Here is a 14194-nt window from a genome sequence, read left to right on the forward strand (position 1 = left end):
ACGCGAAACCGGCGAAGCGCCGGTTTTTTTCTGTCTTGATGGAGAGGAAGGGCGAATATATACAAAGTAACCCCCCATTTTTCATAAGGTTGGTGCCGGTTATGCATGATAAGCCCGATTTTGGAAAGCAGTTGGCCGCGTTTTATCGTGCGATGGCTGAGTGGGTGGAACAAAAGCGTAGTCATATGCCGCAGGTGTTCCATGAGGAAAGCCGGGATCAGCTGCTCGCTTATATCTACGCGCGGGAGCATATGCCCGCCGATGTAAGAGAGACGCTGGCGGAGTACGGATGGCGGTTAGAAGGACAGGAAGGCCATTTTCTTGACGTGCTGGAACGGATATTGGCTTGTTGGCATCTGCCTACACAAAGCGGGCAAGCATGGCAAAAAGTGACGAAAACAAGAGCGCACGAGCTCATTCGCCAACGGGCTGCTGCGGTGTTGGGAAGTTCTTCTTCCGATCGGCCAACTCGCATCATGGTAACGATGGATGCTGCATGGGTCGATGAACCTGGACTGATTGAACGGTTGCTTCTTTGTGGAATGGACATCGCCCGCATTAATTGCGCTTACAGCTCACCGGACACATGGGAGGCATTGATCGCGATCATTCGACAGACAGAGAGAATGCTAGCTCCGCAGGGAAGGCGATGCCGCATCTATATGGATTTGCCGGGTCCAAAAGTTCGAATTGACCGTTTGGCGGTTCAGGATGGGCCGATGAAGCTAACAGTGAAAGAAAATCAATACGGTGAGTCCGCCGAGCCATTGACCGGCCTCCTTTCGTTTTCTGCCGTTCCATCGTTGTCTTCGCTGCCGCGCGAAGTTTCCTTTGTTTGGAAGTTGACGGCAGACGATGAGGAGGCAGTCGCAGAAGGGGATGAGCTGCTTTTTACCGACGTGCGCGGCAAAAAGCGGTCGTTGCAGGTGATGAGATCGATCGCTCCGTCTTGCTTTGTCGTTCGTCTTTTCCAGACGGCATACGTCCAAAGCGGAATGAAATTGCGACGCGGATCGACTTCTTTCACGCTTTCTTCTGCTTTGTGTCTGCCTAAACGCGCGCTCGTTACAGCTGGCACACCGTTGCATATTTATTTCCACGAAGCGGCGCTCTTCTCCTCGTCTAGTGACCATGGAGTGAAACTGACGACAACGTTGCCGAAGGCGTGGCGTAATGTACGAACCGGGGACCGTCTTTATTTCAATGATGGCCGTATTACGGCGCGGGTTGTCAAGGTAGGGGAGGGGCATGTAGAAGCCAAAGTCATTGCCGATGGCGGAAAACGGAAGGCGATCAAGCAAGGGACGGGTATCCATCTTCCTGATTCTTTCTGCCATTTGGCTGTTCCACCGCTCACTGACCGCGATTTGGAATGGCTCCCGTTCATCGCCAAATGGGCCGACATCGTCGGTTTGTCGTTTGTTCAGGCTCCGCACGATGTACGGAAGCTCCACGGTTTGCTGGCCGAGCAGGGCGCCGGTTCTTTGCCGGTGATTGCCAAAATTGAAACGCGCGCGGCGCTGCACCAGTTTGTCCGTATTTTGCTTGAGGGACTGAAGCTGCCGGCGTTCGGAGTGATGATCGCCCGCGGCGACTTGGCGCTGGAGATCGGATTTGAACATCTCGCTGCTATGCAATGTGAGATGTTGTCGCTCTGCCGGGCGGCCCACATCCCGGTCATTTGGGCGACACAAGTGCTGGAGCAAATGGCGAAAAAAGGGGTTCCGTCGCGCCCGGAACTTTCGGATGTGTTTCTCGGCAAGCAGGCGCAATGTATCATGCTAAACAAAGGAGCACATATCGCTGAAGCGGTCCGCTTATTGGCGTTTTTGCTTGCAAACGAAGACAGCCATATCGGGCATTGGACGGATCGGCTCTCGTCTTTAGAGTAAACGGCCTTTGGTAAACGACCTAGGAGGTCGGTGATGTAGTGCAAAATACTGCTGATTCCATCCATTTCTCAATTAGAGAAACCTAGTGGAATCAGCTTTCTTTTCTGAATGAAAACGCCGCCGATTGGTATGTGACAGCGGTTTTTCATCAGCCTTCTAGCAGGACGGTGATTTGCTTGAAAAACGTCAAAACCAATCAAATAATGTAAATATAAAACCGATAAGATAAGGAGATTTTCTCTTTCTATATAAAACTGAATATTGATTCTATTCCACGAAGGAAACTAACCCCTATCCTTTCCAAAATCTATTTCAGAGATACACTATCTTACATTACACAAACTTGACACTACCAAAATTTATGTTAAAATATTAGTAGATTTTAGATAAAAAGGTAGAAATATAGGAAAATAAGTATTTGAAGGTCCTTCACCAAAAGTTGTACTTGATTTTTTCATCACACATCTTACTTATGCATCCACCAAAGAACAGGAAACCAATCATTTTTTGCCTACACCTGTTCAGAGAAGTGCATCGTCTGTCAAGTACACGTTGTGGTGATGAACCTATTTGAATTAGTGGCTTCGATGGGCATTTCGAAAGATACTGCATGGAAGGTAGTTGATCTTGTCAATGCAGGTGCATCTATTTGGACAATTGTTAGTGTCATTTTAGCTGGCGGTGGAATTATCGCAATGGGATACGCAGCCCTTGTGTATCTCATTAAAAAACGGATCGAAGAGGCGGGAGCAGCTGCGGCTGTAAGTTGGTAATCACCTAAAATTCGTGGAATCGTCTACTATTGATGGACGATTCCACGCCTTAGAATGCAAGTGAGGTGTTCATATGATGAGGATGATGAACTTCTTAAGGCTTATCAAAATGCAGCACATTCTCCATTTTCGATGGATTGTAAACCAAATGAATCCGTATATAGTTGTTACAAAAAGAAAATTATTATCCTTTTTTTTGATCATACCTTTTGCGATTGGAATGATAATTTATTTTTTCTTAAAAGGTTTATTTTATTTGATGTTATCAAACGATTTTCAACCGACAAAGGAACAAGTTGAAGTTACTCTGTCATTTTTATATTTAGCGCTATTCTGGAGGTTGCTCACGCATTCATACCGAGAAGTTTTTTTAAGAGCGTTTTACTCAAACGATTATAAATTTTTAACCATACATAACAATGATATGATTTCAATCAGGTTAGCCAAGTTGGTAGATGCATTTTTCCTGAATATCATTTTTTTTACGCTTCCTTTTTTTGTTGGTGCTTCCCTTGCTTTTAATCATGTTTTCATAGGGTATCACATCCATATAATGTACTATATATTAGATACTTTTCTCGTGATTGGGTTAGCGTTAATCACAAGAATGCTCATTATGTCGCTTTCCGGTTTACTAAAGCAACAAAAATCATCAAAAGCTAGGAGTTGGTTTGTTTCTTTGCCTTTTTATTTCGTAAGGCTAGGGATTACAGCATTGGTTGGCTACTTTTCGTTTTATATTATTTACAACTCTTCAGCAATGAAAACTATCCTTAAAAAATTCCAATCGTTCGAATGGTTTACCGGATTGATCACTAGTTTATATTTCCCAACTAATTGGGTGCTACAAGGTTTGTATATCCCATTTATCATCCTCCTTTTATTCGGTATTTATGTATTATTGTGGATTCATAAGAAGTTTAAAGGAGCAATTCTCGGAACAGATTCGATTCAAAGAGGGAATTTTACTATCCCTAATCTTTTATTTGAAAAAACTAACTCTAAATTAGGAAATTTGTTTTATAAAGATCTACTTCTTCTCGTTCGCAATCGCGAGCTAGTGTTACCACAATTGAAATTGTTTCTCACTTTAGCTGCATTGTTTTTTGGAATAAGCCTAGCTGTTAGTGAACTTGGATGGTTTAGAATAGATGCGGTATCTTTTTCGACCATTGTTGTTTTTCAATTATTAGTCACCGCTTTTGCTGGCAATATGGTAACCCGTGTAACAAGTATTGACGCAGAAGGGAAAATGATCAAAGTCCTATTGATTCATTTGAAAAATCCATTCAAATTATTTCAGGCTAAATTTATTCTGCACTTTTTATTTCTACTGCTTATTAATTTTATGGTTTCCTTAATATTTACCATTGCTATTAAAGCGAATGTAAAAGTTATCACATTTGGTTTTGTTAGTTTATTATTAATATCTATTGTATCGAGTTTAAGTTTTCTTGTTGCTAATGTCATATTTCCACGATTTGATTGGGAAGATGAATCAAGGATCGGTACTTCTGATAAGGCGAATATTTTGGAGTCAATTATTTTGCGGATTTATGAACTGATAAATATAACTGTTTTTGGTACTTCGGGTGCTTTTTTGTATGCTCATCGATTAAACGAGCAAACATTCTTTCAGTATTCAATCGGATGTATCCTGCTAACAAGTTTATCGTGGAGCGTGATTTTACTCATAGTAATGAGATATCCTTGGTGGAAAGGATGGAAAATATAATGGGACAATTATCGCTTGAAAATGTGAGTGTTCAATACCAAGGTGCTGATTCATTCGCAATCGAAAATATAACGTTTACACTGAATAAAGGAGAAATTGTTGGGCTCTTAGGACATAATGGAGCGGGAAAAACAACCACGCTTGAATGTTTAGCTGGTTTACTACAGCCTACCAAGGGTGTCCGAAAGGTGACAGGAAAGCTTGTATACATTCCTTCAGATTTATATCTATATAATATGCTAACGGTTGAGGAAACGTTGTTGTTTGTTGGAAGGCTACACGGCATGCTCAAAAAACAAATTATAGAACGTGCCGATTTTCTGTTGGAAGTATTTGATTTGAGTGAGAAGAGACATATTTACACCAAAGAATTATCATTTGGCATGAAAAATAAATTAGCTCTAATTACTGGGCTTTTGCCAGACCCGCAAGTGTTATTGCTAGATGAGCCTATGACAGGATTTGATGCCCTATCAACCAAAAAAACAAAAGACTTCCTGTTGCAATTTATGAGTAATGATAAAACGATCTTGTTATCTTCGCACAGACTCGATATTGTGGAAGATTTATGTGAGCGAATATTGGTAATAAATAAAGGAAAGCTAATTTTTGACGGGGATATATTGACTCTTAAAAAGCAACAAAATGTTGATTCAAATTTAGAATCCGCTTTATTAAAGCTAACTGATCCTGATCAAGGCGAAGAAAACTCGTTGCTGCTTAAGTGAATAAACGTTTTAGAAATGATCGCTATAAAGATTTTGGATTCTCCACCAAAAGTTGTACTTGATCACGGCTGTTGATTATCCAAAATTATGAATACTTCTCCCGTAAAAATGGGCATGCTCAAATAAGACAGCTACCATCTCTGATTTCCAATCGAGAGGAAGTTGCCCAAATAAAACCCGACGAACGAAAGAAATGAACGTGAGGGTGGTTTGCGTTCGTTTCTCTGTTCGGTCATATAGCCATCTCAATAACACATAGGCAATGAACGCCGCAAACAGCTGATTGTAGACGGCGTTTTTTGTTGTCCCAAATAAGGTAGGTACATTCAAGTATTGCTTGATCCATCGAAAAAAGACCTCGACTGCCCAACGCTCTTGATACATGTCGGCCATCTTTTCTGCCGATACGTCAAAGACATTCGTTACGACGCGAATCTCCTTTCCATGGGCATCACGAAACTCACATTTCGCACCCTTCCGACTAAAATCGGGAGGATTTTTTATCTTCCTGTCGCCCGAGTTCGACAGTTTTGAGGCCATTTTAGGCAAATGAAAATGGCCAAAATGCTGTGATATCAAGGAGTTCACGATGTGGCCCCTAGAAAAAAACGCCGAATTCCATAGGCACACGACTTACCTATTTTAACTTTTAAAAGAGCTGAATATCGGTTATAATATAGACATGTACATACGACGAGTTACACGCAAAAAGAAAGATGGAATCACCGTAGCTTAACTCCATCATGAATCGTGGCCGAACGTAAGAGACGAATGCGAACGTCTCATGCTTGTACATTTTTCTTCAAAAAACGGCGACCTTAATCAATGAACCGAACTGACGACTAAATAGGCTCAATTCTTTGCGGCTCTAGGGCTGGGGCCTCCTCCGAAGATTCTAGGCATCCATCCTCGCACCTAGATACACGCCCAACGTATGCCCAAATGCCTCTCGTCACCTTGGTATCAAGGGATGAGAGGCATTTTGTTTGCCTAGTGACTGTCGAACTCGGGTCCACTGTGCTTTCGCTTTTTTATACCTTAAATGTAAACCTAATTATAAATATGGTTTACAAAATAGAAGCCGTTTCGATAAAATAGAAGCAATAATGGGAGAGGAGGGGAAAGATGCACATTCGTTCCTGGATTTGGGCGGCGCTGTTTGCGGCGTTGACGGCCGTGGGCGGAATGATCAAAATTCCGGTGCCGTATGTGCCGTTTACGTTGCAAATCGCTGCGGTGTACTTGGCCGCGTGCTTGCTTGGGCCGAAAATCGGTGCGCTCAGCCAGCTGTTGTACGTGTTGGTCGGATTGGCGGGGGTACCGGTGTTTGCTGAAGGGGGAGGGCTCGGTTACATCTGGAAGCCCACTTTCGGCTATTTGCTTGGATTTATCGCTGGGGCGTACACAAGCGGATGGCTGATCGAACGTTTTCGTTGGACGAAAGGGGGGCAATTGTTTGCCGCCAATCTTGCTGCCTTGGTCGTCGTGTATTTATGCGGGGGCCTTTGGTTGTACGGCGCGATGAAATGGATCGTGGAAAAACCGTTGACCATCGGGCAAACGATTTGGTTTGGCGTGTTGCTTCCGATTCCTGGGGATCTCATTCTTTGTGCGGCCTGTTCGCTTGTCGCTGCGCGTGTTTGGCCTCGCGTTCGGCCGGTCATGACAACAGAGCGGTTAGGGGGATGATCGACGATGGGAACGGCGTTGTTCATAACGGGAACAGGGACTGAAATCGGCAAGTCGGTCGTGACATCATTGATCGCGTTGGCGCTAGAGCGTCTTGGTTGTTCAACTTGCGTGTTCAAGCCGGTCCAAACCGGGATGGCTGACGATGGAATTTCGTTTGCCGAGCAGCATTGGTATCAACAAGTAGTTCAGCTTTCGCGTTTTGAAGGAATGTACCGCATGGAGCCGGCGATGTCCCCGCATTTGGCAGCGGCGCTGACCGGCACTTCTATCGAGGCTGAGCGGATCGCTGAACGGTTGGCAGCGCTGCGGCAACGCTATGATGTCGTGCTTGTTGAAGGAGCGGGGGGACTGGCTGTTCCGTGGTGCGAGCGCGGCGGACGATGGTACATGACGAGCGATTTTGTTCGTGACTATGAGCTGCCGGCGATTCTCGTGTCGCTCTCAAGTCTCGGTGCGATTCACCACGCGGTGACGACGGCGGCGTATGCGGACGCACAACACATTCGTTTGCTCGGTCTTGTGTTCAATCAGTTTCAGGAGCGAGAGATCATCCATCAAAACAATGTCGAAACGATCGCCGCTTTGCTGCAGCTGCCGGTGCTGGCGACGGTGCCGCGCCTGCCGACGGTATCTAGAGCGGAGCTGGAATCTTTAGCGGTCCAATGGATCGAACAAGGAAAGGCGAAACAACTGCTGGAGGTGCTGGGCGTTGGTGTATAGTTATGCGCAATTGGAACAATGGGACAAACAATATGTTTGGCACCCGTTCACGCAAATGAAGCAGTACGTCAACGAGCGGCCGCTCATCATTGAGCGCGGCAAAGGCAGCTATTTATATGATGTGAACGGTCGCCGCTATCTGGATGGGTATGCATCGCTTTGGGTCAATGTCCACGGCCATAACGATCCGGAGCTGAATGCGGCGCTTTCTGAGCAATTGGAGAAGATCGCCCATTCGACATTGCTTGGTTCGGCGAATGTGCCGTCGATTTCGTTGGCCAAACGGCTGCTTGAATATTGGCCGCACATGTCAAAAGTGTTTTATTCCGATACCGGGGCGGCCGCGGTGGAAATTGCCCTCAAAATCGCTTATCAATATTGGAAAAACCTCGATCCGGTTCGGTATGCGACGAAAAACAAGTTTGTCTCATTGAAAGAAGCGTACCATGGCGATACGGTCGGAGCGGTGAGCGTTGGCGGCATGGAGACGTTCCACCGCATTTTCGCACCGCTCCTGTTTGAGCGAATCGAAGTGCCGGCGCCGTATGTGTATCGCATGGAGGAGTACGGAAGCGAACAAGACGTTGTCCGCCATTGTTTGAATGAGTTGGAACGTGTGCTTGCCAGCCAGCACGAACACATTGCCGCCGTTATTGTCGAACCGCTCGTTCAAGGGGCGGCGGGAATCATTGTTCATCCGCGCGGGTTTTTGAAAGGAGTGGAGGCGCTTTGCCACCAATACGGGACGCTCCTTATTTGCGACGAGGTCGCCGTTGGTTTTGGCCGCACCGGAACGATGTTCGCTTGCGAACAAGAAGAGGTCGCCCCCGATCTTGTCTGTCTCGGCAAAGGGATTACCGGGGGATATTTGCCGCTCGCGGCAACGCTCGTCACTGAAGAGGTGTATGCGGCGTTTCTCGGCGATGTGGAGGAAGACAAAACGTTTTACCACGGCCATACATACACGGGGAATCAACTGAGTTGTTCCGTGGCGTTAAAAAATATCGAGCTCATTGAAGCGCGCGGCTTGCTTGACGATGTGCAGCGAAAAGCGCGCCGCCTAGCTGGTTGGCTTGAGCGGCTGTATGACATCCCGATCGTTGGCGACATTCGGCAAAAAGGGTTGATGTGCGGTATTGAAATCGTGAAAAACCGACGAACGAAAGAAGTGTTTCCGCGCGCCGCGATGTTGGAACATCGGATCATTCTTGAGGCGCGCCGAAGAGGGCTTGTCATTCGCCCGCTCGGCCCGGTGTTGACATTCATTCCGGTTCTGGCGATGAGCGAAGCGGAAATGGAGGAGGCGGTGCGCATTTTGTATGATTCGATCGTCTGTTTGTACGAGCAAGCGCGGGCGGAGCTTGGCTGAGCGGGCGTCGGGTGGGATCCGGACGGCCTGGCATGGCGCCGCTAGGCTGAACGACTTTTCCCTTCGCTGACTCATTTCGCTTATTTGGTTTCCCTCCGTTTGCGCTCGTTTTCGAATGCATGAGGATGTCCGAAAAAGGCTAGGACATCCTCTTCGGTTATATATACGTGCTGACTGCTTCGGCCCCACGATATGTGGTGCCTATCTCAAAGGCGGACAACCTTTTGGGGCAGCCCGATGGAAGGGGGCATGACGCAGCACTATTTTGCCAACCGCCCCGGCAGTGTCGCTCCTGCGTTTCCTCTGTTCACTCAGCGAACGGGGGAAACAGCGGTTTTTCACCTGCCCCCTAGCAGGTTGGTGAAAACCTCTGTTTGCCTTGATCGGCGATGGAACGCGTGAACATAGAGGCTGATGCAACAAGGTTTTGCAAATGGAACATTGTAAAGCCATAAACAAGATGAAATCGCCTGCCTCCTAGGTACTAGCCTAGGCAGCGGGCGATTTTCCTGCATACAGTGGGACTAAAGCGAGTGAAAGGAGGAAGGCGAATGAGTCATTTTCAGGTGGCCGATGAGCGCATTTGGCGTCCGTGGTGGTTTTGGCGGCCGTATGGGTTCCCGTTTTTTGGCGCTCCTTTTTTTAGTGGGTTTTTAGGGGGCCTGCTTGGCAGCGCGTTGTTCCCGCCGTTTTTCTATCCGTATTGGTATGGCCCGATTTGGTGGTAAGAAAATGAAAAGGGGTGGGCGGACGGCCCACCCGCTTTTTTGTTCGGTACATATGAATAAAGTAAAGCCTTCCATTCCGTAATGAAAGGAGAGGAACACGATGCCGTTTCCAGGCTTGCTGTTTGGCGCCCCATTTGTCGGCGGATTTCTGGGCGGTCTGCTCGGCGGCGCCTTGGCTCCGCGCCCGTTTTACCCGTACCCGCCTTATCCTCCGTATCCCGGCTGGTGGTATTAAGCAAACGATGCCAGAGGGGGTGTCCCAAAATGATCGGGACACCCTCTCTCATCGCCAGATAAGTAGCCGCTTCTTTGTCACGCTTTGTGTCTTTCTTGAGGGGAGATCGCTGTTGGCGCCCCTAGTTGTCGCTAGTTATCACCGCTGAAAGTCACATGGCGTTGGCGAGGTGTGCGGTGAAACAGGGGCCATCTGCTCGCTTGCGGCGCGGGCGTTTTTGTTCGCGAACTCGGGCGGCGCCTGCCGGCTTGGAAGCGGGGCTGTGAACGGTTCGCGGCGGTCGGGAAGGTTACTCAATAATGCCGGTGTCACGGATGCGGACGTCGGCGGTGACATGGACGGGCAAATCGCGATATCGGCGATAGAAATCGCGGTAACGGAATCGGCGGTAGTGGCTTTTGGCCCATTCTCCGATTCCTATAGGATCGATCTGTTGTTGCTGAAAACGTTTGATCAGCTCGCTTGTTTTCTTTTTGATTTCCTTCTCAAATTGCCGTTCAATGAGCGGACGGATCGATGGCGAAAAAGGCGTTGGTTTGTATTCCCGGACCACTCCTTCAAGAGACAAATGAATGTGGACATGTGGTTGGGTTTGAGAACCGGAAAACGAAATGTTGCGGCTGGTAGCAATATTTTTAATAGAGATGTACAAGTTGTGATCGATGCGTAACGTATGTGTCCCTTCCGTATAAGCATCGGTTAAAATTTTGAAAAAAAACAAATCGTTTCGCTGGATGTAATCGACAACTCGATCGCCCCGAAATAGAGCGATTCCCTGAATATAAACATTTTTCCCCGCTCGGCGAATGTAAGGCAAAAAAGGGTCTTGGCCGTCAGCGTAGTAGGCTTTCAAGAATAAATGCAAATTTGTCTTTGGAATGTCACGCTGTTCAATATTATGTTTCAGCAAATTCGACAAGTAGATTGCGTTCCCTTGCCGCCCGTAATGCCCTTTCAACAGCCGTTCTGCTGTTCCGTCAACCACTGCTAAGTAAAGTCCCGTTCCGATACTTGCGTCTCGATGAAAATGATCAACAAAAGGAAAAATTCCTTTTTCTGCCAACCGCTTTCCATACAATAGGATTTCAATGCTGCCGTTGACTAACGGTTCGGAAGCTTGGTGCTGGAGCTCTTCCAACAGATCATTGACACTGATCGACACGCTAGTGAGTGTTTTATTGGTAGTTTCCTCTTTCTTATAAATTGGAATGAGAACGGTGCCTCTAATCTTGCTGGCACCAGCGTCGTCCAATCCGATGGCGCTTTCGATGCTAATGTCATCTAAAATTTCTTTGCGCAGGCAGCCAGAGAGAAGGGCAGCCACTAGAGCGATCCAAAGCAGCGCTGTTCGCTTCATTGTGCATCTCTCCTTTTGGTGCGAACATAAGTGAGTATCGCCAAAAACGGTATCCATGCATAAAGAAAATAAAATCCTACTTTGCTTATAACTTCGTTGATCGTATTTACTCCGGTTCGATCTTGAACGGCAATAATAGCGGCGAAACAAATACAGGTGATTACAAGCAGCGCGTATTTTTGTTGGATTGGGAAAATGTGTGTACACAAGCGCGAAGAGCACCATAATCCTAAGCAAACGTTAGGCAAAATGACAAGCAGCCAGTTGGCGATGCCGATATACTCGAACCGTTCGATAAAAGGCATTTCGACCATTTTCCACATCGTTAGTGTCGCCCACACTTGGCGCTGCAGCTGTTTTTCGCTAAAATACGCCAAAGTCAGCACGGTCAGTAGCGTGTAAAACAGGGTAGTTGACAGCAAAGCAGCATGTCCCCATTTGCTGGATTGTTGCCCGTTTTTTAAAAAAGGATAAAAGAGCAGTATTGTTTCATAGCCCAGCATCGTTAAGGTCATTTCTTTGGCCGCTTTAAGTATCGAGGGCAAAGGATGATCCAGCACCGGGAGAAGCTGACGGAAATTGGTGTACTCCAACACAGATCCAAAGGTAAAAAGCAAATAAAACGGAATAATGAGACAAAAAAAGCAGACGCCCACGACGACGCGGAACCCGTTGCGCGTGATATATAAGCATAGAAGTAAAAAGGCTAGCGCAAATTCCCATGTTCGCAAATCCGGAAACATCCACACTTGGATCACTTCGATGTACGTTCGCAGTACGACGAAAGACATCGAAGCGAAATAGATGGTCAAAGCCAATAACAAGACATTGCCAAGCCATCGGCCAAATAATTGATGGTGCAGATGGATGAAATCACCGTTGGCTTTTTGTAATATCCAATACATTAATGCTAAAATTAAATGCCCTCCGGCGCCGGCGACTAAGACAGAAATCCATGCATCATGGCCGGCAGTTTGAGCAATAATCCGTTGGAAACCAAGGACGCCCACCCCGATTTGCATGGACATAATAATATAAAAAACCATAAATGGGGAAATTTTTGATCGTTCTGTGATCAATGACATCTGCCCTCCTCCAGTTTTGATCTATTCATCTATGTTCTCTATATCTCGTTTCGCTTTGGCTTTGTCGCTATTAAAGCGAAGCGGTTGTTTTGGGCGCAATGAAAGGGGTCTTTTTGCTTGCTCGGAAAACGGGAGACGAATGAACGCATCTTTCCAATCACCCCAACGTGGCGGAAACAAAGGAGAAAGAAACGGTCGCCCCAGAGAAGTCAAGGATAAAAGATGCGTCATCAAAATGCAAAAGCAAAACGCTACCCCGAGCAGCCCCCACATTTCTGCAAACAGCAAAAATGGAAAGCGAAGCAAACGAATGGTGTTGCCCATTTTATATACGGGAGTGGTAAAGGAAGCCAAGGCCGCCAAGGCGACTAAGATGAGCAGGACGTTGCTCGTCAACCCCGCTTCCACGGAAGCAGTCCCGATGACGATCCCGCCGACGATCCCGATCGTTTGGCCGACTTTGGTCGGCAGTCGAGCTCCCGCTTCGCGAAGCAACTCAATCGTCAACTCAAGAAACAGCACTTCGATAATCGGAGGAAATGGAATTTCCTTTCGGGACGTGATTAGAGTGCCAAGCAAATCTTTTGGAATGAGTTCATAATGATAATTTAAGGTCGCTACGTAAATCGGTGTAATCAAAATAGAAAAAGCGACAGAAAACAGACGAATCAGACGAAAAAAAGAAGCGATAATCCAGTTTGAAAAATAATCTTCAAAAGAAGAAAAAAATTCAACCAAAGTTGTAGGACCGATGAGTGCATGTGGCGAACCGTCCACCATCACGGCCACTTTTCCTTCAGCGAGCACGGCTGCTACGCGGTCCGGGCGCTCGGTATCAAGCAGTTGAGGAAATAATGAATGCCGGTTGTCGCAAATGATTTGAACAATATATGAACTGTCAATGACCTCGTCGAATTCTATGGTCTGAATACGTTGTATAACCGTTTGCACATTTTCTGGATCAGCGATGCCATCCACATATACAACAGCTAATTTCGTCTGAGAGAGCGAGCCGACCCGGAATAAATTGACGGTTAATCGCTCGCTCGGAATGCGTTTGCGCACCAAATGCAAATTTGTTTCCAACGATTCGATAAATGATTCTTTCGGACCTACGACGCTGAATTCTACCTCAGGAATCGTCAATGTCCGCTCGATTTTCTTTTGCGCTTTGACTAAGAGAACGAGATCGTCTTGTTCGATCAGCTGAATGGCTAAATAGCCCTCAAGCAATTTTTGCTGGACGTCGCGAGGAGCGGAAGAAAGGTGTGCGTCTTCCAAAGGTAGAACATCGGCGAGATGCTGCAACGAAGTAAAAGGATAATGAATCAAATAAGGATATAAATATTTGACCATCATATCGATATCAACCAATGACTCGATATAAAATACTGATACGCTCTGTCCCGATGACTGGTTTTGGTACACCTTAGTTTGAAAATCGCGCGAGCGCTTCAATAACGTCAAGATCTTGCATATCGATTCGGTTGGTGAGGCCATCTTCCTTTCCCCCTTTGCCTAGAAGGCTGGTGAAAAACCGCTGATTTCCTTCATCAATGGGAGAATGAGCGAAAAGCAGGCCCGATACAACAAGGGTTTTTCTAATTGAGAAATAACATTGTAAATCCGTATCCACGAGTAAATCACCAGCGTTCTAGGAGGTTGGTCATTTTTTGATACAGCTATGCAATGTCATTTTTAATTACTGTAGATGAGCAAATTTGCTAACATAAATTGACAGCTAAACAAAAAAGGAGACATGAACCCAGCTCCTTGAGTAAAATAGATGTGCTCAAACTACCCGCAAGGAGGTTCATGTCTCATGAATAGATTAGCACATCATCAAGGAATCCACAAGTTTTTCATGACGCTGGGATTGG

General features: G+C 46.4%; 12 protein-coding genes and 2 pseudogenes. 10 read left to right on the forward strand and 4 right to left on the reverse strand.

The window, feature by feature from the left end:
- Positions 1-101: 101 nt before the first annotated feature.
- From B4113_RS16405 to B4113_RS16420, 4 genes are all read left to right on the forward strand, one after another.
- Positions 102-1892 carry a pyruvate kinase gene (locus tag B4113_RS16405; RefSeq protein WP_153017176.1) on the forward strand — a complete coding sequence of 597 codons (1791 nt, stop codon included), beginning with the start codon at positions 102-104 and terminating at the stop codon, positions 1890-1892.
- A 560-nt stretch (positions 1893-2452) separates the two neighbouring features.
- Positions 2453-2665, forward strand: a complete 213-nt coding sequence (locus B4113_RS16410) for an uberolysin/carnocyclin family circular bacteriocin (protein WP_033843117.1) — start codon at positions 2453-2455, stop codon at positions 2663-2665.
- Positions 2666-2741: 76 nt separating this feature from the next.
- Positions 2742-4400 (forward strand): hypothetical protein, encoded by a 1659-nt coding sequence (locus B4113_RS16415; protein WP_061912684.1) that lies wholly within the window; start codon positions 2742-2744, stop codon positions 4398-4400.
- Entirely contained in the window at positions 4400-5128 is a 729-nt protein-coding gene (locus B4113_RS16420) for an ABC transporter ATP-binding protein (protein WP_051985126.1), read from the forward strand. Before B4113_RS16415 ends, B4113_RS16420 begins: the two co-directional genes overlap by 1 nt.
- Before the next feature lie 75 nt (positions 5129-5203).
- Here B4113_RS16420 and B4113_RS16425 read toward each other — a convergent pair.
- Positions 5204-5587: pseudogene (locus B4113_RS16425) on the reverse strand (IS4 family transposase); the annotation flags it as partial.
- A 283-nt stretch (positions 5588-5870) separates the two neighbouring features.
- Here B4113_RS16425 and B4113_RS21305 point away from each other — a divergent pair.
- From B4113_RS21305 to B4113_RS21050, 6 genes and pseudogenes are all read left to right on the forward strand, one after another.
- A pseudogene (locus tag B4113_RS21305) lies at positions 5871-6047 on the forward strand (transposase); the annotation flags it as partial.
- A gap of 206 nt (positions 6048-6253) precedes the next feature.
- A complete protein-coding gene (locus tag B4113_RS16430; protein WP_033018537.1) occupies positions 6254-6817 on the forward strand; it encodes a biotin transporter BioY in 564 nt (187 codons plus the stop codon).
- Between the two features lie 6 nt (positions 6818-6823).
- Positions 6824-7540 (forward strand): dethiobiotin synthase, encoded by a 717-nt coding sequence (gene bioD / locus B4113_RS16435; protein WP_033018538.1) that lies wholly within the window; start codon positions 6824-6826, stop codon positions 7538-7540.
- A complete protein-coding gene (gene bioA / locus B4113_RS16440; protein WP_033018539.1) occupies positions 7530-8909 on the forward strand; it encodes an adenosylmethionine--8-amino-7-oxononanoate transaminase in 1380 nt (459 codons plus the stop codon). Before bioD ends, bioA begins: the two co-directional genes overlap by 11 nt.
- Before the next feature lie 551 nt (positions 8910-9460).
- Positions 9461-9637, forward strand: coding sequence for a hypothetical protein (locus tag B4113_RS20195; RefSeq protein WP_165570910.1), 177 nt, complete (start codon positions 9461-9463; stop codon positions 9635-9637).
- A 100-nt stretch (positions 9638-9737) separates the two neighbouring features.
- Complete coding sequence (locus B4113_RS21050) at positions 9738-9872, forward strand: hypothetical protein (RefSeq protein WP_255358742.1); 135 nt, start codon at positions 9738-9740, stop codon at positions 9870-9872.
- A gap of 289 nt (positions 9873-10161) precedes the next feature.
- Here B4113_RS21050 and B4113_RS16445 read toward each other — a convergent pair whose 3' ends face one another.
- The 3 genes from B4113_RS16445 to B4113_RS16455 are packed head-to-tail and all read right to left on the reverse strand — an operon-like array spanning position 10162 to position 13814.
- Positions 10162-11229 (reverse strand): Ger(x)C family spore germination protein, encoded by a 1068-nt coding sequence (locus B4113_RS16445; RefSeq protein WP_033018542.1) that lies wholly within the window; start codon positions 11227-11229, stop codon positions 10162-10164.
- Positions 11226-12314: a GerAB/ArcD/ProY family transporter gene (locus B4113_RS16450; protein ID WP_033018543.1), complete on the reverse strand. Its 1089-nt coding sequence runs from the start codon at positions 12312-12314 to the stop codon at positions 11226-11228. Before B4113_RS16450 ends, B4113_RS16445 begins: the two co-directional genes overlap by 4 nt.
- A 21-nt stretch (positions 12315-12335) precedes the next feature.
- The gene (locus B4113_RS16455) at positions 12336-13814 is read right to left on the reverse strand and encodes a spore germination protein (RefSeq protein ID WP_033018544.1); all 1479 of its coding nucleotides are present in this window, start codon (positions 13812-13814) and stop codon (positions 12336-12338) included.
- Positions 13815-14194: the final 380 nt, after the last annotated feature.

The sequence above is a fragment of the Geobacillus sp. B4113_201601 genome (assembly GCF_001587475.1).
Classification (GTDB): Bacteria; Bacillota; Bacilli; order Bacillales; family Anoxybacillaceae; genus Geobacillus; species Geobacillus icigianus.

What these genes read in the sequence shown, in the direction of transcription:
- bioD (WP_033018538.1), top strand. Translation starts at nt 6,824, where the DNA reads ATGGGAACGGCGTTGTTCATAACGGGAACAGGGACTGAAATCGGCAAG.
- B4113_RS16445 (WP_033018542.1), bottom strand. Translation starts at nt 11,229, where the DNA reads ATGAAGCGAACAGCGCTGCTTTGGATCGCTCTAGTGGCTGCCCTTCTC.
- B4113_RS20195 (WP_165570910.1), top strand. Translation starts at nt 9,461, where the DNA reads ATGAGTCATTTTCAGGTGGCCGATGAGCGCATTTGGCGTCCGTGGTGG.
- B4113_RS16420 (WP_051985126.1), top strand. Translation starts at nt 4,400, where the DNA reads ATGGGACAATTATCGCTTGAAAATGTGAGTGTTCAATACCAAGGTGCT.
- B4113_RS21050 (WP_255358742.1), top strand. Translation starts at nt 9,738, where the DNA reads ATGCCGTTTCCAGGCTTGCTGTTTGGCGCCCCATTTGTCGGCGGATTT.
- B4113_RS16430 (WP_033018537.1), top strand. Translation starts at nt 6,254, where the DNA reads ATGCACATTCGTTCCTGGATTTGGGCGGCGCTGTTTGCGGCGTTGACG.
- B4113_RS16410 (WP_033843117.1), top strand. Translation starts at nt 2,453, where the DNA reads ATGAACCTATTTGAATTAGTGGCTTCGATGGGCATTTCGAAAGATACT.
- B4113_RS16405 (WP_153017176.1), top strand. Translation starts at nt 102, where the DNA reads ATGCATGATAAGCCCGATTTTGGAAAGCAGTTGGCCGCGTTTTATCGT.
- B4113_RS16455 (WP_033018544.1), bottom strand. Translation starts at nt 13,814, where the DNA reads ATGGCCTCACCAACCGAATCGATATGCAAGATCTTGACGTTATTGAAG.
- B4113_RS16450 (WP_033018543.1), bottom strand. Translation starts at nt 12,314, where the DNA reads ATGTCATTGATCACAGAACGATCAAAAATTTCCCCATTTATGGTTTTT.
- B4113_RS16415 (WP_061912684.1), top strand. Translation starts at nt 2,742, where the DNA reads ATGAGGATGATGAACTTCTTAAGGCTTATCAAAATGCAGCACATTCTC.